This is a genomic window from Pseudaeromonas pectinilytica (assembly GCF_054780855.1).
Genome location: NZ_BAAGVN010000084.1, coordinates 1 through 20,349, shown reverse-complemented (window position 1 = coordinate 20,349; position 20,349 = coordinate 1). Strand labels below are relative to the sequence as shown.

Annotated in this window: 20 protein-coding genes; 11 read left to right on the top strand and 9 right to left on the bottom strand. The window is 56.6% G+C overall.

The features are described 5' to 3' along the window. Positions 1-6 precede the first annotated feature (6 nt). The 5 genes from proB to ACYVG7_RS06180 form a co-directional block, all read right to left on the bottom strand. Entirely contained in the window at positions 7-1,110 is a 1,104-nt protein-coding gene (proB, locus tag ACYVG7_RS06200; protein WP_460882345.1) for a glutamate 5-kinase, read from the bottom strand. A gap of 97 nt (positions 1,111-1,207) precedes the next feature. Then, positions 1,208-1,597 (bottom strand): sigma factor-binding protein Crl, encoded by a 390-nt coding sequence (gene crl / locus ACYVG7_RS06195; RefSeq protein ID WP_460882344.1) that lies wholly within the window; start codon positions 1,595-1,597, stop codon positions 1,208-1,210. Between the two features lie 74 nt (positions 1,598-1,671). After that, positions 1,672-2,943: an esterase FrsA gene (gene frsA, locus ACYVG7_RS06190; RefSeq protein WP_460882343.1), complete on the bottom strand. Its 1,272-nt coding sequence runs from the start codon at positions 2,941-2,943 to the stop codon at positions 1,672-1,674. 99 nt (positions 2,944-3,042) lie between these two features. Then, a complete protein-coding gene (gene gpt, locus ACYVG7_RS06185) occupies positions 3,043-3,510 on the bottom strand; it encodes a xanthine phosphoribosyltransferase (RefSeq protein ID WP_460882342.1) in 468 nt (155 codons plus the stop codon). A gap of 37 nt (positions 3,511-3,547) precedes the next feature. After that, a complete protein-coding gene (locus ACYVG7_RS06180; protein WP_460882341.1) occupies positions 3,548-4,864 on the bottom strand; it encodes an NCS2 family permease in 1,317 nt (438 codons plus the stop codon). Positions 4,865-5,425: 561 nt separating this feature from the next. Between ACYVG7_RS06180 and ACYVG7_RS06175 the strand changes: the two genes are divergently transcribed. After that, positions 5,426-6,886 carry an aminoacyl-histidine dipeptidase gene (locus ACYVG7_RS06175; RefSeq protein WP_460882340.1) on the top strand — a complete coding sequence of 487 codons (1,461 nt, stop codon included), beginning with the start codon at positions 5,426-5,428 and terminating at the stop codon, positions 6,884-6,886. Between the two features lie 100 nt (positions 6,887-6,986). Next, positions 6,987-7,505 (top strand): hypothetical protein, encoded by a 519-nt coding sequence (locus tag ACYVG7_RS06170; protein ID WP_460882339.1) that lies wholly within the window; start codon positions 6,987-6,989, stop codon positions 7,503-7,505. Between the two features lie 53 nt (positions 7,506-7,558). Here ACYVG7_RS06170 and dinB read toward each other — a convergent pair whose 3' ends face one another. Further along, positions 7,559-8,620 carry a DNA polymerase IV gene (gene dinB / locus ACYVG7_RS06165; RefSeq protein WP_460882338.1) on the bottom strand — a complete coding sequence of 354 codons (1,062 nt, stop codon included), beginning with the start codon at positions 8,618-8,620 and terminating at the stop codon, positions 7,559-7,561. A gap of 220 nt (positions 8,621-8,840) precedes the next feature. On the opposite strand from dinB, the gene malZ reads away from it, so the two are divergent. Both malZ and ACYVG7_RS06155 read left to right on the top strand, forming a co-directional pair. Then, a complete protein-coding gene (malZ, locus tag ACYVG7_RS06160; RefSeq protein ID WP_460882337.1) occupies positions 8,841-10,694 on the top strand; it encodes a maltodextrin glucosidase in 1,854 nt (617 codons plus the stop codon). Between the two features lie 155 nt (positions 10,695-10,849). Then, on the top strand, positions 10,850-11,215 hold the full coding sequence (locus ACYVG7_RS06155; protein ID WP_460882336.1) for a DUF2541 family protein: 366 nt from the start codon (positions 10,850-10,852) through the stop codon (positions 11,213-11,215). Here the strand turns inward: ACYVG7_RS06155 and ACYVG7_RS06150 are convergent. Then, a complete protein-coding gene (locus ACYVG7_RS06150) occupies positions 11,190-11,627 on the bottom strand; it encodes a CBS domain-containing protein (protein WP_460882335.1) in 438 nt (145 codons plus the stop codon). The genes ACYVG7_RS06155 and ACYVG7_RS06150 overlap by 26 nt on opposite strands. Positions 11,628-11,880: 253 nt before the next feature. On the opposite strand from ACYVG7_RS06150, the gene ACYVG7_RS06145 reads away from it, so the two are divergent. The 4 genes from ACYVG7_RS06145 to ACYVG7_RS06130 all read left to right on the top strand — a co-directional run bounded on the left by ACYVG7_RS06145 (position 11,881) and on the right by ACYVG7_RS06130 (position 15,253). Continuing rightward, positions 11,881-12,726 carry an N-acetylmuramoyl-L-alanine amidase gene (locus ACYVG7_RS06145; protein ID WP_460882334.1) on the top strand — a complete coding sequence of 282 codons (846 nt, stop codon included), beginning with the start codon at positions 11,881-11,883 and terminating at the stop codon, positions 12,724-12,726. 113 nt (positions 12,727-12,839) lie between these two features. Continuing rightward, on the top strand, positions 12,840-13,367 hold the full coding sequence (locus ACYVG7_RS06140) for a hypothetical protein (protein WP_460882333.1): 528 nt from the start codon (positions 12,840-12,842) through the stop codon (positions 13,365-13,367). Then, positions 13,364-13,600: a hypothetical protein gene (locus ACYVG7_RS06135; RefSeq protein ID WP_460882332.1), complete on the top strand. Its 237-nt coding sequence runs from the start codon at positions 13,364-13,366 to the stop codon at positions 13,598-13,600. Before ACYVG7_RS06140 ends, ACYVG7_RS06135 begins: the two co-directional genes overlap by 4 nt. Positions 13,601-13,705: 105 nt before the next feature. Then, complete coding sequence (locus ACYVG7_RS06130) at positions 13,706-15,253, top strand: diguanylate cyclase domain-containing protein (protein ID WP_460882331.1); 1,548 nt, start codon at positions 13,706-13,708, stop codon at positions 15,251-15,253. 17 nt (positions 15,254-15,270) lie between these two features. On the opposite strand, the gene ACYVG7_RS06125 is transcribed toward ACYVG7_RS06130, so the two are convergent. Next, complete coding sequence (locus ACYVG7_RS06125; RefSeq protein ID WP_460882330.1) at positions 15,271-15,408, bottom strand: entericidin A/B family lipoprotein; 138 nt, start codon at positions 15,406-15,408, stop codon at positions 15,271-15,273. 449 nt (positions 15,409-15,857) lie between these two features. Between ACYVG7_RS06125 and ACYVG7_RS06120 the strand changes: the two genes are divergently transcribed. Beyond that, a complete protein-coding gene (locus tag ACYVG7_RS06120; RefSeq protein ID WP_460882329.1) occupies positions 15,858-17,072 on the top strand; it encodes a S1 family peptidase in 1,215 nt (404 codons plus the stop codon). 62 nt (positions 17,073-17,134) lie between these two features. On the opposite strand, the gene ACYVG7_RS06115 is transcribed toward ACYVG7_RS06120, so the two are convergent. Next, positions 17,135-17,758: a hypothetical protein gene (locus tag ACYVG7_RS06115; protein ID WP_460882328.1), complete on the bottom strand. Its 624-nt coding sequence runs from the start codon at positions 17,756-17,758 to the stop codon at positions 17,135-17,137. Between the two features lie 493 nt (positions 17,759-18,251). Between ACYVG7_RS06115 and ACYVG7_RS06110 the strand changes: the two genes are divergently transcribed. Together ACYVG7_RS06110 and ACYVG7_RS06105 are read left to right on the top strand one after the other, a co-directional pair. Further along, the gene (locus ACYVG7_RS06110; protein ID WP_460882327.1) at positions 18,252-18,794 is read left to right on the top strand and encodes a hypothetical protein; all 543 of its coding nucleotides are present in this window, start codon (positions 18,252-18,254) and stop codon (positions 18,792-18,794) included. A gap of 1,145 nt (positions 18,795-19,939) precedes the next feature. Then, a partial coding sequence (locus tag ACYVG7_RS06105; RefSeq protein ID WP_460882326.1) for a HEPN domain-containing protein occupies positions 19,940-20,349 on the top strand: 410 nt, incomplete at its 3' end.

The following is a 20,349-nucleotide window of genomic DNA, read 5'->3' as shown; positions in this document are numbered from 1 at the left end:
GCGGATTTACAGCAACACCAGATCATCCCGGTGGATAGCAACCGGACCATAGACATAACCCAAACAGGCTTCGATGTCATCGGAATGCTTACCGGCAATCCGGATCAAATCCGCCGCATTGTAGCGACAGATACCACGCGCCAGCTCTTTGCCGGAAGGGGTCAGGATCCGCACCACATCACCACGCTCGAAATCACCCTGCACCCGGGCGATCCCCTTGGGCAACAGACTAGAACCCTTGTCGTGCACCGCGCGCTCGGCACCGGCGTCCACATAGACCTCGCCGTGGGGCGGCGGCCCGGTGAGGATCCAGCTCTTGCGACTCTCCAGCGGGTTGGCCTGGGCCACAAAGCGGGTACCAATGCGTTCGCCATGCACCAGACGACCGATAAACTCCGGGTGTTTACCGGCGGCGATCACCACCTCGATACCGGCTCGGGTGGCGACATCGGCAGCCTGCAACTTGGTCGCCATACCACCGGTGCCCAAGCCACTGACGCTATCGCCCGCCAGAGCGCGTAACGCATCATCAATCACATCCACACGCTCGATCAGGGTGGCATCCGGGTTGGTGCGCGGGTCGGCAGTGAACAAGCCTTGCTGATCGGTCAGCAGAATCAACAGATCGGCATCGGCCAGAATCGCGGCCCGGGCCGACAGATTGTCGTTGTCACCGACTTTGATCTCGGCCGTCGCCACGGCATCATTTTCGTTAATCACCGGAATGATGCGATGGGCCAACAAGGTATTGAGGGTATCGCGGGCGTTGAGGTAACGCTCCCGATCTTCCAGATCGGCGCGGGTCAGCAGGATCTGGCCGACATGCAGCTCGTAAATGGCAAACAGGCTTTGCCAAATCTGGATCAGATGGCTTTGACCAACCGCGGCCAGCATTTGTTTGTTGGGCATGGTGGGCGCCAGAGTCGGATGTCCAAGCAACTCACGTCCAGCGGCAATCGCACCTGAGGTCACGACGACAATCTGATGCCCCTCGCGATGCAAGGTGGCCAGTTGGCGCACCAGTTCGACCATGTGTGCCCGGTCGATACGACGAGTTCCACCCGTCAGAATGCTGGTGCCCAACTTCACAACAATGGTTTTCTTTTCCATAAGAAGAAGGCTCGGCGAAGAGAAGTCCTTCTTTATACCGATGGCATCCGCGCCCTGCAACGGGATTTGCGTTGCTGGCGCGGCGACTCAGGCTCGGTCAGGCTGCAGATGGGGATTCAAATTGTGTCGAATCATCGGGGAGTAACGGCAGTTGCCATTGCTCCAGTCGGGTTTGCAAGACGCGTAAGAAGCGCTCCCGCGAGCCCTCAACTTCCGCTACAGCCGAGGCATGAGGCTGACGTTCCTGCCAATTCCCTTCCTTGTTATACAAACCCAACTGGGTTTGAAAGCTAAACCCTCCTTCACGAGGCTCCAGCACCAGCCACCACCCCCAGAATTCACGAGACTCCGGCTCTGCGCCCAGATTCAGGCAGACCGCCAAGCAATCAAAAAAGTAACGTTCGGGTTCACACTGCTCCTGACGCAAGTAAGGACCCAGAGTCATAAATTCTTTGAGTAGCTGACGATGCGGTAATGAATGGGACATGAGCGGGCTCCTTGAGGACGCAGGCTGCCCACCGTGGGCAGCCTTAGGACCAATCGACGCCATCACTCTAACGGTTAAAGATTAAAATGAAGCTTCAGCCAGTCACAAGTTTCACTCAAGGCTCGATCAAAAACGTGCATCACCGGCAATTTATCCAACACCACAGCCTTGCCGTAGTAACTGGAGGAGGCCAGAGTCCGAATGTCCGACTCCGGGCAGATGAAGTCGCGGCGGTGACCAATACTCAAGATCGGCACCCGGGTTCGAGTTACGCCCACCAAGCCCTGACGTTTCAGCGAGAAGATTTGGCACTGCGGCTGCAGTTCATGCCAATTGGCCGCATCCATCCCCAATCGATTGGCCAAAGAAGCGCGCAGCATGGGCGATGCCTGATTAAATAACTCCGGCTCGACAAAAAACTGATTCAGCCCAGGTCCAATGCAGGCCACGGCCTTCAGGTGCGTCGATTCGAGATAAGCCAGGCGGGCAGCCACATTGCCTCCCAACCGGATGCCGACCATACCGATGCGCTGGTTATCCACCCAGGGTACTTCACTGCGCAGATAATGCAGGGCCGCCTGATGCAGACGACTGGTGTCCTGCACCAAGGGGAACTGGCTGGAATAACCGATACCCGGCATATCCAGGGTCAACATGCCAATGCCGTTCGGCGCCAGGTATTGCTCATACAACCGATAAAAATCGATCTGCAAGCTATCGATGCTGCCGCTGACCATCACCACCGGCACCACATGGTCATCGGTGGGCAGATGCAGGTAACCATTGATCTCTTTGTCCCGGAACGGGATCTTCAACACCTTCAGCGGGACAGGCAACAAGCGTCCAGCTTCCCGGTAGGCAATATTGCCTTGTAACTGGGCCTGCTCTGCCAGTTCATCCCCCTTCAGGTGCGGATAGCTGGCCAGCGAATAGTAACGGGTGGCTCGGAGATAGGCCTTGCGCGCCGCGGCCAGATCACCGTCCTGTTCCAGCTGCTTGCCCTGTTTGAGGTACTCCCCGGCCACCTGACTGAACTCGTAGATCCAGTTGCCGGGGGCATAGCCTTGCAAGGTATCCAGCTTTTCCGGTCGACTGCGGGTTCCCTCACCGGTGGCGATATGGGAGAGAATGTCCTCCAGCTCGATGGCATCAATGCCCTGCCAAATCCAGTAACTCCGGCGCAGAACCCGGTACCAAGCGGCGGAACAAACCCCCTCAATCAGCACCTGTTCCCCTTCACCACCACCGAGTTCGGTCGCTGAATTCGAGATGGTCGAGGTTTCCTGCACTTTGCGGACCTTGCTGAACAATCGTTCACTCAGGTTAAGTGCTTCTTCGTCTTGCATCGCTTCAGTCCCTACTCGATTCACATCTGTTATTTAACTTATGCCAGCTGGCAGCAAAAAGAAAAGGCTCCTGCAGGAGCCTTTTCATGGTTGGTGTCTTTATTCTTCGGTTTCGTCACACAGTGGCGAAACAAAGGAGAGCGCCATATCCCAGGGTTGTTCAATCCAGGTGTCCTGGGGAATGCTCACTTCGAAGTCATCGACCATGGCCTCACCCTTGGGCTTGGCGAAGATGGTGATCAACTTGGCCTTCGGATAGAGCTCGCGGATCACCTTGGCGGTATTGCCGCTATCAACCAGATCGTCCACGACCAGGAACCCTTCGCCATCGCCATCCACCTTCTTCAGCACATGCAGATCGCGCTGATTGTCATGGTCATAGCTGGAGATGCAGATGGTATCCACAAAACGGATGCCCAACTCACGCGCCATCAGGGCCGCAGGAACCAGACCACCGCGACTGACGGCGATGATTCCCTTCCACTGGGATGCGGGCAGTTGACGGCGAGCCAGACGACGGGCTTCGCGTTGCAGATTGTCCCATGAGACGTAGAACTTCTTAGTCATATACCAACCTTAAGGGTGTCGACAAAACACAATTATATTAGATACCGGAGAATACCAGATGCGCCAGGAACAATGCAGCCAGAACCCAGACACTGACGCTGACATCCTTGTAACGACCACTCAGCAGCTTGATCGCCGCATAAGAGATGAAACCCAGTTCGATACCGTGCGCGATGGAGAATGACAACGGCATCATCAGAGTCACCACGGCTACCGGAGCCGCTTCGGTCAGATCATCCCAATCCACCTTAGCCAATGAAGACATCATCAGAATGGCCACATAGAACAGGGCGCCAGCCGTTGCATACGCAGGCACCATACCCGCCAACGGCGAGAGGAACAGGGCCAGCAGGAACAGACCACCGACCGTCACCGCGGTCAGACCGGTACGACCACCGGCAGCAACCCCGGAGGCACTTTCGATGTAGCTGGTGGTAGAGGAAGTACCCAGCACGGCACCGGCTACGGTGGAGACTGCATCGGACATCAGCGCCTTGCCCAGACGAGGCAGACGGCCATTTTTGTCCAGCATGCCAGCCTTGTCGGCCACGGCAATCAGGGTACCTGAGGTGTCAAACAGGATCACGAACAGGAAAGCGAACACCACAGAGAGCATGGCGAAGTTGAATGCGCCGGAAGCCGTGGTGAAGCCGCTGGTCAGGTCCAGCTGCATGAAGGTCGGCGCCAGACTTGGCGGCATGGCCATTACACCACCGAACTTCACATCGCCAAAGGCCAGGCCCAGAGCGGTGATGATCAGAATCGCGTACAGCACAGCGCCCTTCACTTGCTTGTGGGCCATGGCAATGATCAGGAAGAAGCCCAATACGGCCAGCGCCGGTTGCAGGCTGGTCAAGTCGCCCAGACCGACGATCGTGGCAGGGTTAGAGACCACGATACCGGCATTTTTCAGGGCAATCAGCGCCAGGAACAGGCCAATACCGGCACCGATACCGATACGCAGGCTGTTGGGGATGGAGTTGACGATCCACTCCCGCACCTTGAACATGCTCAGGATCAGGAAGGCGATACCGGACAGAAATACGGCTCCCAGAGCCACCTGCCAGCTATAACCCATGCCCATCACCACCCCGAAGGTGAAGAAGGCATTCAGCCCCATCCCCGGAGCCTGAGCCACCGGATAGTTGGCATACAAGCCCATGATGAAGCAGCCAAAAGCCGCCGCCAGACAGGTAGCGACGAACACGGAGCCCTGATCCATACCGGTCTGTGACAGTATGCTCGGGTTCACGAAAATAATGTAAGCCATGGTCAGGAAGGTGGTAATCCCGGCCAACAGCTCGGTACGCACACTGGTATTGTGCTCTGAGAGTTTAAATAATTTCTCTAACATGGATTCTCGGTTCCTTGGAGAAGTAATAAATTCCTGAATGACTCAGGGCTGGATGCCCGCTGACAACCTAAACGTTTGTCTATCCAGCACAAACGTTTACCCAGACAGGTTTCATAGCTTATGGGGTATGACAAGTTTGCACCCATGGCGCATGCCTGACAGCCTGATGCAAGATTCGGGCGCAATTATAGAGAGGCCAAATCGGCCATGCCAGCACAAAAAAAGGAATAACGTGACGAAAGCGTCACCATTGGCTGCAGTGGAGTCCAAATACCTGTGCAGAGTGCTGACGGATCTCATTTCACAAGCCAAATTCACCACCTAGCTAGCACTTCCTGTTCGCGATTACCCCCGAATGGCCTCAACGATTGCACGTCCGAAGCGCCCCGTTTTGGCGCAACAGCCCCTCGCTTAACACCCGGCGCAACCCTATATCCCACTGCAACAGGTTTTAGCGGCAGGATAAATAGAAGAGGAACCGCCGCACGGCTGACATAAGCCGCTAGCACAAGGTATGATGGCCCTATCAATAGCCGCGGCCTGTTGCCATAGGAGCTCAATGTGACTGCTTTGACCGATCTCTCTCCGAACCTGTTGTGGTTCTTCTTCGACAAGATTTGCTCCATTCCCCACCCGTCTAAACATGAAGCAGCATTGAGCGCCTGGATCCAGAACTGGGCCCGGGAGCAAGGGCTCTCTGTCATGGAAGACAAGGTCGGTAACCTCATCATCAAAAAACCGGCCACTCCGGGCATGGAAGATCGCAAGGGCGTGGTCCTGCAGGCGCATATCGATATGGTGCCGCAAGCCAATGCCGATACGGATCATGATTTCACCCGCGACCCGATCCGCGCTTATGTGGATGGCGAATGGGTGCGCGCTACAGGTACCACATTGGGCGCAGACAACGGTATCGGCGCCGCCGCCTGTCTGGCGGTATTGGCCGACAACAGCCTAGTACACGGCCCGCTCGAAGTGTTACTGACCATCGATGAAGAGGCGGGCATGACCGGCGCCTTCGGTCTGGAGCCTGGTTTGCTGGAGGGGGAGATCCTGCTCAACACCGATTCCGAGCAGGATGGTGAAGTCTATATGGGCTGTGCCGGTGGGATTGATGCCAACATCCGTCTGGCCTTCGAACCGACCGCCGTACCCGCCGACCATCAGGCGCTGCGCTTGAGCGTCAAGGGGCTGCGTGGCGGCCACTCCGGGGTCAATATTCATCAAGACCGCGGCAATGCCAACAAGTTGCTGGCCCGTCTGTTACTGACCGCCAGCGAAAACGTCACCCTGCATCTGGCCCAGATGGAAGGCGGCACCCTGCGCAATGCCATTCCCCGCGAGGCCTCGGCGCTGCTATGGGTCGCCCAGAAGGATGTCGATGCCCTGCAACAGCAGATCGCCGAACACGGTGCTCTGCTGCAAACTGAGCTCAAAGAGATCGACAGCTTCTTGGAGATCAGCCTGCAGAGCGCCTCAGCACCCACCGAGGTCATGGATGCCGACAGCCAGCGCCGCCTGCTGGCCGCGCTGGTCGCCTGTCCGAATGGTGTGATCCGCATGAGCCAGGCCATCGCGGGTGTGGTCGAGACCTCAACCAACCTTGGCGTCATCAAGACCATCGACCATGAAATCTTCATCCAGTGCCTGATCCGCTCACTGAACAATGAAGGTCGTCGCTACGTCGAGCAGATGACCCATTCCCTGTTTACGCTGGCGGGTGCCCGTTGTGAATTGAGTGGTGGTTATCCAGGTTGGGCCCCAGATCCGGCCTCACCCATCATGCAGCAACTGCGCGACACCCATCAGGCACTGTTTGGTGAATTGCCCAAGATCATGGTCATCCACGCCGGTCTGGAATGTGGTCTATTCAAGGCAAACTACCCCCATTGGGACATGGTTTCCTTCGGCCCGACCATTCAGGGCGCTCATTCGCCGGATGAAAAAGTTCATATCCCAGCCGTGGCGCGTTTCTGGCAGTTGCTCAGTAAACTGCTGGCCGAGATCCCACGTCGAGATTGAATCGTTTCAGCCTAAGAAAAGGCGCTGCGGCGCCTTTTTTATTACCCAGGCCTGGAGTAGAGTGTCGCTGCCTTGAGTTTTTACCCCATCAGATCTGCCCATGAAGACGCTTTACCCCATTATTCTCAGTTTTAGCCTGCTGATCCCCTTCAGTCCGGTTGGCGAATACCTATGGCAGCATGGCCAGCAGGACGCCTCTGATCTGGCTGCCGAAACCCGGAATAACGGGCAAGGTTGGTGGCACGATGCGATGGCCTCGCAAGAGGAGCTGGTGCTGTGGTTCCAGCACTGGAAGCAGCAGGGATGGCAGCAGATTGATGCCGGGATCCTGAGCGTGCAGCAAGAGCTCCAACAGCAAGGTGACGCCATCCAAACCAAACTCAGCTCCGGGCAAGACGCGCTGCAACAAACCTGGCAGCACGGCCAGCAAAACCTGCAGCAAGTTGCCAGCCAGCTCTGGCAAGAGAGTATTCAGTTCGGCGGCGACCTGGTGACCTCGGTACAAGCATTGCCCGCTACCATCTGGCCTGGTGACCCGGATACCGAGTTAGATCCGGACACCGAAGCCACTGGCGCCCTGTCATTAGCCGCCAATACTCCACCGGCAACCAAGCCCTGAGTTGATAGACGGCGCGGTTGGCCATCACTCTGCGCTTCCAAATAGAACATCAACTAGAACGCCAGCGACAACTGACGCTCCTCTGTTTTTTCTTCGGGTTGCGGCAAACTGACACCTAAGCCCAATAGCCGCACCGATTTACCCTCCCCCCGCGCCCAGGCCTCACGCAACAGGGCGAGAAACAGCCCGGTATCGGCTCGAGGTGTGCTGCGCTCCACCGTGGTCTGCTGAAAATCGGCAAATTTCACCTTCACTCCTTGCCGAACAATCCGACCATCCGGCGCATGGCGCTGCAGCCGCGGCCACAGCTGTTGCTCCAGTTGCACCAGGATCGGGATCGCCTGTTCAACCGCGGTTAAATCGGCAGGCAAGGTCACCTCCACCCCCACCGATTTACGCACCCGGCTCACCTCGACCGGCCGCTCATCCTGGCCCCGGCAACGCTCCAGCAACATCTGGCCTGATTTACCGAATAGACGCAGCAACTCACTGGCAGGATAAGCCTGCACATCGGCTCCCGTATGCAATCCCATCGCCGCCAGACGTTGCGCACTCTTCTCGCCAATTCCCGGGATCTTGCGTAGCGGTAAGGTGGCCACAAACTCGGCCACCTGCTCCGGGCGCAGCACAAACAGGCCATCGGGCTTATTCAGATCCGACGCAATCTTGGCCAGAAACTTGTTCGGTGCCACCCCAGCCGACGCAGTCAGCTGTAGATCCCGGCGAATATCTTCCCGGATCGCCTCAGCAATCCGAGTCGCACTGCCGCGATGTAACGGGGAATCGCTGACATCCAGGTAGGCCTCATCCAGCGACAGCGGTTCGATACGGTCGGTATAACGGGCAAAAATAGCGCGGATCTCGCCGGATACCTGTTGATACACCGCCATACGCCCCGGGATCACCGTCAAAGTCGGACATAGACGCAGCGCATAGGCAGTCGCCATTGCCGAGCGGACACCAAAACGGCGCGCCTCGTAGTTGCAGGTGGCGATCACACCCCGTCGATCCCGGGATCCCCCGATCGCCAACGGGATATGACGCAACGCCGGGTTATCGCGCATCTCGACAGCGGCGAAAAAACAGTCCATATCGATGTGAATGATTTTACGCATGGCAGTACTGTATATATAAACAGTTACCCCTACTCTACTCCAGAGTCCGCAAATGTCCAAGTCCTGCTCTAAGTCCGCAGCAGCTGACCGCCCTTTCGGACCATGAGGGAAGGATAGAGACTCCACCGTCAGGATAAACCGCACGGGAGGATGCCTTCCGGCAGCGAGCGGTCCATGCTGTGGTGTACACACTCTCGTTACCGAGCCGTCAGGAGTCGTCATGTTCACACCATCCCTTTCACAACTGCAGTGCTGGCACCAACCTGTACCCCCCTTTGTCACACTCCAGGCTGCAGGTCCTGTGCTATCCCTCTGGCTACAGCTGCAAACTGGCCCTTGGCCCGAGCGAGTGCTGCTGCGTAGCGAGCCCGATAATGAAGAGTGGTTGCTGGATATGACCCTGCAGGCAGAAATCCGCGGCTGCCGTCACTATCAGGTCGTGCTTCCCCTGCATCAGGCTTCGTCTCGACAGCGCTACAGTTTCAAGCTGCTATGGCCTCATCACCAAGTCTGGTTTGGCCCACAAGGGCTCAGCGCCGCCCCCATCGAGCGCCTGCGTCAGTTCTGTCTGGAGGTGCCGGAGAGTCATCCGGCTTGGGTGGCGGATCAGATTTTCTACCAGATATTCCCTGATCGATTTGCCCCGGGCGATGGTCCCCATCTGGTGCGGGAGGCAGAGTATCAGCACCATGCCCGCCAGCGCTGGGTACGCCGCCGCAGCTGGGAACACCCGCTAGAGCTGGAAGCGGCGAGCTCCACCTTCTATGGTGGCGATCTGGATGCCATCACCGGCAAGCTCGACTATCTGCAGGGGTTGGGGGTCACAGCCCTGTACCTCAACCCCATCTTCACCGCGCCTACGGTGCATAAGTACGACACCGAGGACTATTTCAATGTCGATCCCCATTTCGGCGGGAATCAGGCTCTGATCCGGCTGCGGCAAGCCACCCGGCAGCGCGGCATGCGGCTGATCCTCGATGGGGTCTTCAACCACAGCGGGGATAGTTGCGCCTGGTTTGATCGCTACCGGACCGGCGACGGCTCCGGCGCCAACTGCTCACCAGAATCGCCTTATCGCAATTGGTACACCTTTGGCCCGCAAGGGGCTCTCGGCTGGAAAGGCAATGCCAATCTCCCCAAGCTCAACTTCGCCGAGCCGGGTGTCGTCGATACCCTCTATCGTGGACGCGATAGCGTAGTGCGTCACTGGTTGCGCGAACCCTACGGGATCGACGGTTGGCGCCTGGATGTGGTCCATATGCTGGGAGAATCCGGCAGCGCCAACAACAATCTGTTGCACGTCGGTGGCATCTACCAGGCCGCCCGGGAGGAAAATCCCCAGGCCTATCTGCTGGGAGAACACTTTGCCGATGCCCGGGAATGGCTGCAGGCAGGAGTCGAAGATGGCGCCATGAACTATATGGGCTTTGCCTTGCCGGTCCGGGCCTTTCTGACCGGCCAGGATGTGGCCTATCAACCGATCCATCTGGATGCCCGTCAGTGCGCCGACTGGATGGAAAATTACCGGGCCGGACTGAGCCATGGCACCCAGCTGTGCCAGTTCAATCAGCTCGATAGCCACGATACCAGCCGCTTCCTGACCCTGCTGCACGGCGATATGCAACGCATGAAACTCGCCATCGGCTGGTTATTTAGCTGGATCGGGGTGCCCTGCCTCTACTACGGTGACGAGATTGGCCTGGCGGGGGACAATGATCCCTTCTGTCGCGCCCCCTTCCCCTGGGATCAGAGCCGCTGGAATGGCGAACTGCTGGCCCATACCCAGCAGTTGGCGAAGTTGCGGCAACAAAGCCCGGCACTACGCCGCGGTGCATTGCAGATGCTCTATGCCCAGAACGAGACGCTGGTGTTTGTGCGCGTACTGGAGGATGAGCGCATCTTGGTCGCCATCCAGCGGGAAGGGAGTGCAGAGCTTACGCTGCCATCGGACCCTCTTCTGAGCTGTCGCACCTGGACCCGCTTGTTGGGGCAAGGGCAGCTCGACACCACGGGCGATTGCACTTTGCGACTGACAGCAGGTGACATCACCTTATTCCGCGGATTTTGCGACTAAGCAGGTTAAATCACTAAATAAACATCATTTCTCGCAACAAACCAAACCGGGACTTAACCAATCCCGGTTTTTTCTGTTATGTGACACCCATGTTTTTTAGACTCCACCCCGTGGCAATACTGCCGAGATAATCCGCCCCAATTGGAGAAAGTTCGATGCGTTACCTGTTTGTCTTGTCCCTGCTACTGTCGACCACCGCCATAGCCGGTGACGATTTCCGCCTTGGTTCGACCCTGTTGCTCTCCATCGGCGAAAGTGAGGCCATCGTCAAACCACTCGCCTGTCGTTACACCGACGCCCTGCAACTGAAGGTAGAAAAACAGGATGCCCGCATCGAAGAACTCAAGGTGTTCTATAAAGACGGTAGCAGTCGCACCGTCAAGGTCGGCAAAGAGATAGGGAAAGATCAGCGCAGTGCGTGGCTCAAGCTCGACCGACGCAAGTGCATCACCAAAATCCGCGTCGATGGTTATTCCAAACGCAAAATGGCCGAGGTCAAGATTTACGGTCGCCGGGATTGATGTCGGCCCGCTTCGACTCGCAGCAGTGATGGAGTAGATCCCGCCAGGTCACAATGCCGACGATCTGGCCATTCTCCAGCACCGGGAGACAGGAGATCCCCTGTGCCAGGAGCAGCTCACAGGCTTGTGAGACCGGAACCTCGGGACTGACAGTAACCGGCTCCCGCGTCATAACCTGGTGAACCCGCCGTTGCAGGGTATCGCGATCACGCTGATTCTCGGACGAGGATCCCAGATAGGGGCTCAGCGCCTTGTAGAGATCCTTGTCCGACAGAATGCCGACCAGTTGCCCCTCCTCGATCACCAGCAGATGATGAAAAGGCGCCATCATAAAGATATCGCGCACAGCCTCAAGCGAGTCATCCATTTCAATGGTCGCCACCCGACGCTTCATAATATCGACAATCCGCATATCCTTCCCCACCCGCTACAGCACCTTGTAATCACTCATATCTGCGTCCATCACGCGGCGACATCCAGCCGCGGGACGCCGCCTCCATTGAGTGTAGTGCCGAAGCCGTTGCTCCAGTTGTGCGGCGTCGCACAATGCCATATACGCACCCGGCAAAAGCGGGCATTCTTAAATCCCATGATTGACGGCCCGGTACCGACGGCTCACCGGGCTCCTGTTTCTGCATCCCCTATTCGCCGGAGGATACCGATCGATGCGTGTTCCGTTTTTCTGGTCACGACGACTGCTGCTGGCAACCACCAGCCTGCTGCTGACCAGTTGTCAGCAGGTCACGCTACCGATCGATCGTAGCCATACCTCGCTCAACCAGGACTCCCGCATCCAGTCGGTGATTGTGCACTACACCCAGATCGATGATGCCCAATCCCTTGATGAACTCACTCGCCCCGCCAGCCGGGTGAGTGCCCACTACCTGTTGAGTCGTGAAGAGCGCGATGGGCAACCCATTGTGTATGCTCTGGTTCCGGAGTCGCAGCGAGCCTGGCATGCCGGAGTGAGCCACTGGCAAGGCGCGCAGGCGCTCAATGCCAGCTCTATTGGCATTGAGATTGTCAATCTGGGCTATGCGGATGCCGATGCGCAGTTACCGTTAATCGAGCGTCATTGGCAGGCGTACACATCAGGCCAGATCCAGACCTTGGCCCTGTTGCTCCGACAACTGGTGGATCGCTACCAACTGCCCCCGACCCGGCTATTGGGGCATAGCGATATAGCGCCCGGCCGGAAAGTCGATCCAGGCCCGCTATTTCCCTGGCAGCAATTACATGACCACTACGGCTTGGGAGCCTGGCCCGATGAGGCGCGTGTCAGCGCCTTGCTGACGATGCCCGGGCCCGTGCCATCCATCAGCGAGATCCAGAACCTGTTGATTCGTTACGGCTATGGCCTTGCCGCCACCGGCACTCTGGATACCCGGACCCGTCAGACCGTGCAAGCCTTTCAATTGCATTTTCGACCCGCACGCTACGATGGCCTGCCGGATCGGGAAACCGTAGCCCGGTTACAGGCGCTGTTAGAAAAGTATCCATCCGAAAACTAAAGTCCATTTTGGGGGGGTGCGACCCCGCTCACGAATGCCGTTGCAGACTCAAGTATCGAACGCAGATCGCATATGCTTAAGTCATGACTCCGCCGACAGCCCAAGCGATCCCTATGCCCAAACCAGCCCCCTTGATTCCACGCCGCCCCGGCCTCGCTTTCTGGATCATGCTGGGAACTCTGGGCAGTGCCATCACCACGCTGATGCTATTACTCATCCTGGTTGACGATTTTTCTGCCGACTATGCGCGTAAACGGGCTCAGGGTGACGTTCATCGCCTGGCCAGTAACATGGCCAATGCCTTGAACTTTCAAATCAATGAACGCATCAATGATCTGCAACTGCTAGCGCACTGGTCGCTGTTTCGGGAGCAGAGCATCGAACAACAAAGAGCCGTGCTCGCAACATTAGTTCAGGACTCCAGCGATTACCGGTGGCTATTGATTGCTTCCCCGCAAGGGATCATTCGCGTCGCCTCGCTATCCAGTATTGAAGGACTTCATATTCCATCCGACCCCTGGTTCCCCCCCAATTTCAACACCCGAGCGTCAGCGATATCCATCCTGAATCCCCACCGAAGACGGACGCATCCCCCGGCCACCAGCGATTGGCCCTGCAATACGAGATTGCGGTTCCTTTGAACGATCGCCAAGGATTACTGGATGGCTGGTTGATTGCCAGTTTGCCGGCCGTGGGCATTGAGCAGATGGCGCGGCACCTGTTAGATGAAAAAAGTGCCCCGGAACTAGCCGATCTGATGATGTTCAAGGACGATGGTTCGGTGTTTTTCAGCTCCCATGACACGAGTATCCGCAAAATTCCGGATGCCATACTGTCGGCGTTGCAATCTGGAGAGGCTGTCAAATTGCAGTAGCCTGATCGTCAGTGGTATTTCACCTCGCTACAACGGTTATCCCAGCACGACAAGGTCCAATCTCCCGACTGGCAGATCCTGGTCAGACAGCCGGCATCGGTTGCCATGGGCGACTTTACCAAGCTGCAGGATCAAATCACCTTATCGGCGATCCTAGCCTTTTGTGCGCTGAGTCTGCTGACCTTCTTCATGTCTCATCGTCTATGCGCGCCCTTGGTTGCACTGCGGCAAGCACTCGAAAATCCCGGCTGTGTCGCTATTCCGCAGAGCGATAGCTACGCCGAAGTCATACTGCTGTCCCGGGTATTGGCGGAAATGCGGCAACTCGAACAACAGGATCTGCAAGCGCTGGCCGAGCTCAATCAAACCCTCGAGGCCCAGGTCCAGGCTCGTACCCAGGAGCTGGACAATGTGCTGCAACATGCCATGAACGCCTTTATCAGTATCAATGAACAGGGACGGATCCTGGATTGGAACCTGCAGGCGAGTCGACTTCTGGGCTGGGAAAAAGCCGAGGTGCTTGGCGGTCCGATCCCGAAGGTCATGCTCAGCCTGAAGCAGCAAGAGTGGTTACATCAGCAATTGCGGCTGCATGCTGAAACCGGCGCCATTCCGCTGCTCAAGGATCAGCGGATCACCGAACTGCATGATCGGCACGGAGAAGCCATCGCCGTGGAGGTTCACTCCTGGATTAGTGAAACCGCGCTCGGCTTCCGGCTCAATCTCATCATTCAGGATGTCCGGGAGCGCCTCACCATCGAACGGGAGCTCAGAGACAGTCAGCAACGGTTGCAAACCATTACCGACAACCTGCCGGTGTTGATTGCCTATATCGATCGCCACCTGCGCTATCAGTTCAACAACGCGACCTACGGCCTCTGGTATGGCTGGTCCGCCGCCGAGCTGCACAATCGGCCGGTGCGGGATCTCTACCCGGCGACAGAATATGCACATTTTTTACCGTTTATGGAGTTGGCATTGCAGGGCGAAACCCAGCGCTTCGAACGCAGTGAACAGCGCGCGGATGGAGTGCACTATCTGTACTCCATGTATATCCCCCATCGCAGAGAGCAGGAGGTGGTGGGTTTTTACGTGTTGAGTCAGGATATAACGCCGCGCAAGCAGTTGGAGCTAGAGCTCAAGCGCCATGCCCTGAATGATCCGCTCACCGGATTACCCAACCGGCGCTCCTTGATGGAGCAGCTGCCCAAGGCCATGGCCAGAAGCAGTCGTACCGAACAGATGATGGCGTTGCTGTTTATGGATCTGGATGGTTTCAAGGCCATCAATGATAACTTTGGTCACGATGCGGGCGATGAGTTATTGCAGCAGTTTGCCCAGCGCATCCAGTCTCACCTGCGCGAGACCGACACCCTGTTCCGCCTAGCCGGAGATGAGTTCACGCTGATCCTGGAGAATTTGCAGCACCAAGAGCCGGACGCCTGCCGCAAGGCGCAACAACTGCTGGAGGCTATGACGGCTCCGTTTGTCTTGACCGCCGCCACGGTGACACTCTCCAGCAGTATCGGCATTGCCTGCTATCGCCCCCACGCCGAGATGAGCGCCGAAACCTTATTAGGCGATGCCGATCAGGCCATGTATCAGGCCAAGCGTACCGGTAAGAATCAGTTTGTGGTCGCGGCGCCGGAATAACGCCCGCCGCCTGACGCTCAGATCTTTTTCTGGACTGAACTGGCCGCTTCCTGGACTTTCTCGCCGCCTTTTTGAATGTCACGCCCCATGCCATTGATGGTATTGCACCCCGTCAGCCACACCATCACCAACAACCAGCATCCGAGCTTTACCATATGATTCCCCTATGTTGAGAGACTTAAACCATCGTTCAATGAACCATCATTAGGCTCGGCGACTACCATGCCTCAAGCCGGATATCATTCGCAAGCGCTCCACTCCGAAAGCCTGATCCAGCACTGAGCCGTCGCCACAGGAGACGCCATGACCACAGCTGGAATCAATCTATGCATTTCCCGATACAGCGACACAATTGGCAACCGGACAAAGACTCAAAAGGGGTAACTCAATAATCGGCCCCCACTCAGACACCCTATTCATGAATATTGGATATCGACATCCAGCCACACGATGGGGGCAGGTCCGGTCGAACATCAGATCAACTATGATGTGATGAGGGGCTCGCAGAGCTTGCTGGGCGATCACCTCTCAGTCGAAAAATGTGCCATAGCGAATGAGTTCAATGTTTAGGCAGCACATGTTTACGCAGCATAAGGAATCAAGCATGCAAAGTATTTGGCAAGGATTTTTACTCGCTGGGCTACTCGGCTCCTCCGCATTCGCCGCTAGCCCCCGGATCGTGGGGGGTGACGACCTGACCCAGGCCCCCGGCTGGATGGTCTCCATCCAGCAACTGAATGGGCCCACATGGCAAAGCTATCACTTTTGTGGCGGCACCCTGATTGCGCCGGAATGGGTCATGACCGCCGCCCATTGCTTCGAGGGTGCCCAACTGTCACAACTGAACCTGATCCTGGGTCAGGCCCTGCTCAGCAACCAGAGCGCTGGCATCAAGGTCGATCAGATGATTATTCATCCCGAGTGGCTTTCCAGCTGGGAGCTCAGTAGCAATGATGGATCCCGCAACTTCAGCGAGTTTGCCGGCGATATTGCCCTGTTGCACCTGGCAACTGCCCAGAGTGCCACTCCGGTCACCCGGGCAACCCTCGAGCAACAAACGCTACTCAGCACCGACCAGGCAATAACCGCCATTGGTTGGGGTGCCACCAACAGCTCCGGAACCAACTATCCCTACCAACTGCAAACCGTGCAATTGCCTTATCTGGGAGATATTGAATCCTCACTCCCTAGCCATATTTTCGCTGGCGGCGAGGACAACCAGAACATCTGTTTCGGGGATAGTGGTGGCCCGCTACTTCTGGACAACACTCAATATGGTATCGACAGTTTCCTGAGCAGTACCTCCAATCCCCCCACGTGCGGCGATCCGGGTGCCGCAGCAGGATTTACCTCGGTCGCCCATTACAACGCCTGGATCGAGCAACAACTTCATGGCCTGAGCTATACCAACCAACAGGGGCTCGACGTATACGCAGGCTCGACGGGCACAGCCCACTTTGTGATCCGCAATAACGATGCCATCGCCTGGCAAATCAGCGATCTGGTCTCCACGGGCGGTACTCTGCAAGAGGATTGCCAAAGCACGGCCCTGAAACTAGGATCCAGTTGTAGCGTCAACGTGACGTACACAGCGGGAAGCATAGGCTCGATCCAAAACATTGACATCAGCTTCCGTGCAACGTCCGACACCCAGACCCGAAGCGAGCAAATGTTGCTGCGTGCCAGCACCCTGGCACCACCGGTCGATGATACGCAAAGCAGTTCCGGCGGCGGCAGCTTCGGTTACCTGGCGCTGGGTGGTCTCGCGGTGCTGGCCTTTGGTCGCCGACGAGCCAAATCCAGTCACAATCTCGACTAAATCAAGATCCAAACAATGGGGCGGCAAGAATGAATTTGCCGCCCCTGCGTTGGGTACCCGCATCACGCCGTGGTATTGACCACATTGCCAATCCGGCCCTGCCCGCGCCCCTCGGGGATCTTGCTGGAAAATGAGGTCAGAAAATCCCCCAGACTTATCCCGCTGTCGGACGCGCCCAAACTGTTCAACAGATCTGAGAACTTGCTCTGCAATTCACTCACCGAGCTATCGGTCGAGCTGGTGCTGTCGGTACTGTTGCTCTCGGAGGAGAGGCCCAGCTTGCTCAACAGCGTCTGCATATCCGCCTTCATCGGATTACTCTGGCCATAACCATCCGAACCTTCATTTTCCGCCGCTGACTTTCCTGCTCCCTGAGCATGCAAGGTGTCCATCAAGGTCTGCATAAATTCCGCCAGCGCCGTCTGTGCCTCCGAGCTGGAAGCACTGGTGCTGGTGGTTTCACTGCTGGTGTCCGTACTGCTGCTGGTGGTCAAGGCGTCGGTGGAGATGCCGAGCTCGGCAAACACATCGGCCAAGTCGGACATCATCTTGCTCTCCCCTCCCTGAGGTGACGGCGGTGGTGGCATGCTGCCCTGCACACTGCTGCTAGTACTGGTTTTGGTACTGCTTTGCAGCCGCTGGATCAACGAGGCATAGCTGCTTGAGGCATCAATATTGAGTGACATGTTGTTCTCCTTGCTGAAGAGGTTTCCGGGGTCGCCATGTCCGGGACATAACGAACCTGTGCAACGGGCGACAGGTGTGTCATGACGACATCCCGGCTTACCCTTCATCTACCAGCAAGTTGTTAGCCAAAAAATAGCTTATGAATCAATTCGATATGAAAATTCACGTTAGAATTTGTTAGTTCATGTTAAGAAATAGGGCCATCTGTTGCCTCATTAAAACAAAACCGATATTCACCGCCGGAAAATGGCCACAGGAGCAGAAACCAAGCGGCAAGGATTGCCGTCGGCATGGCCCGCGGGAAGTTGAGGTAGCTTGCGGCCAGCCAGTCTGGGATCCGGGTCGATCATCTCGCGATTAGAAATTCTCAATCGATACCCAACGGTCTAGAGTATGGCAGCCAAGGGAGCTCAAAACCGTCAAGGAGTTGCGCTCCCCCCCCCAATAGCGGTGGTCCCTACCACCCCACACAATGACTCATGGTGCAGCGACGTGAAGACCCTATTGCTCGTAATCATCCGCTATATCGCCCATAGCAAGCTGGCCTTTGCCGTGACGCTGATCGGCCTGGTACTGCTCTTTACCTATCAGCTCACTATCCGCAATGCGGTGACGATCGCCCCCGGCGCCGAGCCTGAGTACGGTTTTTATGTGGCCGTCACGCCCGGCGCGGATAATCACCCCTTTGATCTGGTGATGTTTAACGAGATAAAGAACAAGGCCTACCGCTTCGAGTTACCGAGCCAGAGCGCCAGCTTTAAGCGCGGCGAACTGGAAAACTTAAGTTACCGCGTTATCGGTTCCACCCCGTCCGGTCAGGAGCTCGGCCAGGAGATAGAAACCATCTATAGCGATGATGACTACACCTTCTGGAGCCGTTACCGGATCACCCCCACAGGGATTCAACCGCTCTGGCAACGCAATTTCGGCCCAGGCCAGATGTTTGCCGCCATCCCCTTAGCCATCGCCAGCTGCTGGCTGCTGTTTTTCATTCTTCGCCGCCTGTTGCCACGGCAGCGGAATATTGCGACTTAATACTCGACTCTCCAATCTGGACTCTGCTTGATCCGGTTCCGCCCCGTCGGCGGGGGCGATTGGCCAACCTGCCGTTGGCGGGGGCGGGTTAAGGACCGAAGCCGCGGTCCTTAACAATCCTGCGGCTGGGCGTAGGCCGACTGTCGGGAAGGCCCCGAGCTCCGGGGTTCTCTCCACCGGCCGGGAGCCACACGCCATCCCTGGCGTGACGCACCCTTTTGCGGTCATCCTGACCGCGCACCGGCTACGCTCACCCTCCCCTCGGCCCGACAGACGGCGCGGCCTCTGCGTTGTGACTATCAGCCACTCCTCTCCCGTAGGGTGGGCTGAGTTGAGCGAAGCCCGCCGTTTTATGCCTGATGATTCGTTCTATTGATGGCCGAGGATCGACTCTTGGAGCTGGATCCGGCTTGGTCCGGTTCCGCCCCGTCGGCTGGGACGATTGGCCAACCTGCCGTTGGCGGGGGCGGGCCAAGGGGGAAAAGGCCTCCCCCTTGGCAATCCCGGGCCCGGGCGTATGCCGGCTGTCGGGAAAGCCCCGAGCTCCGGGATTCTCTCCACCGGCCGGTAGCCACACGCCATCCATGGCGTGACGCTCCCTTTTGCGGTCATCCTGACCGCGCACCGGCTCCATTCACCCCTCCCCTCGGCCCGACAGACGGCTTCGGATTTTGTGTGATGGTTTCATGGTTAAAAGCAAAGCTCTGATCGGTGCCAACGCTCGGTTGCTGCCGAAAACCGTGAGGGGCGAACAAAATGTGACTCCACCCATCTGAATCCATTTTCTCTGCCACGCAAAGTGCGGTAGTTTAAACACTCAAATAACTCAAGGTTATTGCCGAGATTGACAGCACCCGCTATGTTCCAGGCACTGTGGCAGCCGTAAGCCAGGGGCGGTAGCCTCGGCGATCGCCAATTTCATCGCTGGAGGAGAACCCAGATCAATCTCGATTGAGGCCTGCACTTGGATAGCGTGGCAACCCTCCCTCGATCATTCAGGTTGGTCTTCTGTAAATAATCCAAGGAATTGATTAGCGGAAGTTTTTTGAAACACTCTCGCAACAAAATGCGGAAATATTATTTTGCGAATAATGGAACAATTCCACTTAACATAATTGTTAAGTGTTTAAGGAAACCTCATATAAATGTCAGAGTCTTTACAAAATTTCAAAAGGGCAATGTCTGATGCGCAAGAATTACTCACCTGCTACGACACAATAAATTCTAGCGAATCGAATGAACCAGTTCCTGAGGTTCTTAAGCGAGCTTGTTTAATCATGACGCTAACCGCATGGGAGACGTATGTTGAAGATATTGCAACTGAACTATTTCAAAATAAATTTGGAGCATTGAAAGGCTCTCAAATTGGCAATTTCATGGAATTGCAATTTAACAATAGACTTAAAATGTTCCACAATCCTGACTCACAAAAGACAAAGCAAATCTTTGAAGAGTTTTTCGGCATTGATGTCACTGAACACTGGAAACTAAATAATTACATCCCCAAACAATCTAGAGAAATGCTCAATCTATGGTTAAAAAAGCGAGGCGATGC

Excerpts from the sequence above, each read along its gene's own strand:
- ACYVG7_RS06170 (WP_460882339.1), top strand. The coding sequence starts at position 6,987 with ATGAAGACGCTTTACCCCATTATTCTCAGTTTTAGCCTGCTGATCCCC.
- ACYVG7_RS06145 (WP_460882334.1), top strand. The coding sequence starts at position 11,881 with ATGCGTGTTCCGTTTTTCTGGTCACGACGACTGCTGCTGGCAACCACC.
- proB (WP_460882345.1), bottom strand. The coding sequence starts at position 1,110 with ATGGAAAAGAAAACCATTGTTGTGAAGTTGGGCACCAGCATTCTGACG.
- crl (WP_460882344.1), bottom strand. The coding sequence starts at position 1,597 with ATGTCCCATTCATTACCGCATCGTCAGCTACTCAAAGAATTTATGACT.
- ACYVG7_RS06120 (WP_460882329.1), top strand. The coding sequence starts at position 15,858 with ATGCAAAGTATTTGGCAAGGATTTTTACTCGCTGGGCTACTCGGCTCC.
- frsA (WP_460882343.1), bottom strand. The coding sequence starts at position 2,943 with ATGCAAGACGAAGAAGCACTTAACCTGAGTGAACGATTGTTCAGCAAG.
- gpt (WP_460882342.1), bottom strand. The coding sequence starts at position 3,510 with ATGACTAAGAAGTTCTACGTCTCATGGGACAATCTGCAACGCGAAGCC.
- ACYVG7_RS06130 (WP_460882331.1), top strand. The coding sequence starts at position 13,706 with ATGGGCGACTTTACCAAGCTGCAGGATCAAATCACCTTATCGGCGATC.
- ACYVG7_RS06125 (WP_460882330.1), bottom strand. The coding sequence starts at position 15,408 with ATGGTAAAGCTCGGATGCTGGTTGTTGGTGATGGTGTGGCTGACGGGG.
- ACYVG7_RS06180 (WP_460882341.1), bottom strand. The coding sequence starts at position 4,864 with ATGTTAGAGAAATTATTTAAACTCTCAGAGCACAATACCAGTGTGCGT.
- ACYVG7_RS06140 (WP_460882333.1), top strand. The coding sequence starts at position 12,840 with ATGCCCAAACCAGCCCCCTTGATTCCACGCCGCCCCGGCCTCGCTTTC.
- ACYVG7_RS06155 (WP_460882336.1), top strand. The coding sequence starts at position 10,850 with ATGCGTTACCTGTTTGTCTTGTCCCTGCTACTGTCGACCACCGCCATA.
- ACYVG7_RS06115 (WP_460882328.1), bottom strand. The coding sequence starts at position 17,758 with ATGTCACTCAATATTGATGCCTCAAGCAGCTATGCCTCGTTGATCCAG.
- ACYVG7_RS06150 (WP_460882335.1), bottom strand. The coding sequence starts at position 11,627 with ATGCGGATTGTCGATATTATGAAGCGTCGGGTGGCGACCATTGAAATG.
- dinB (WP_460882338.1), bottom strand. The coding sequence starts at position 8,620 with ATGCGTAAAATCATTCACATCGATATGGACTGTTTTTTCGCCGCTGTC.
- malZ (WP_460882337.1), top strand. The coding sequence starts at position 8,841 with ATGTTCACACCATCCCTTTCACAACTGCAGTGCTGGCACCAACCTGTA.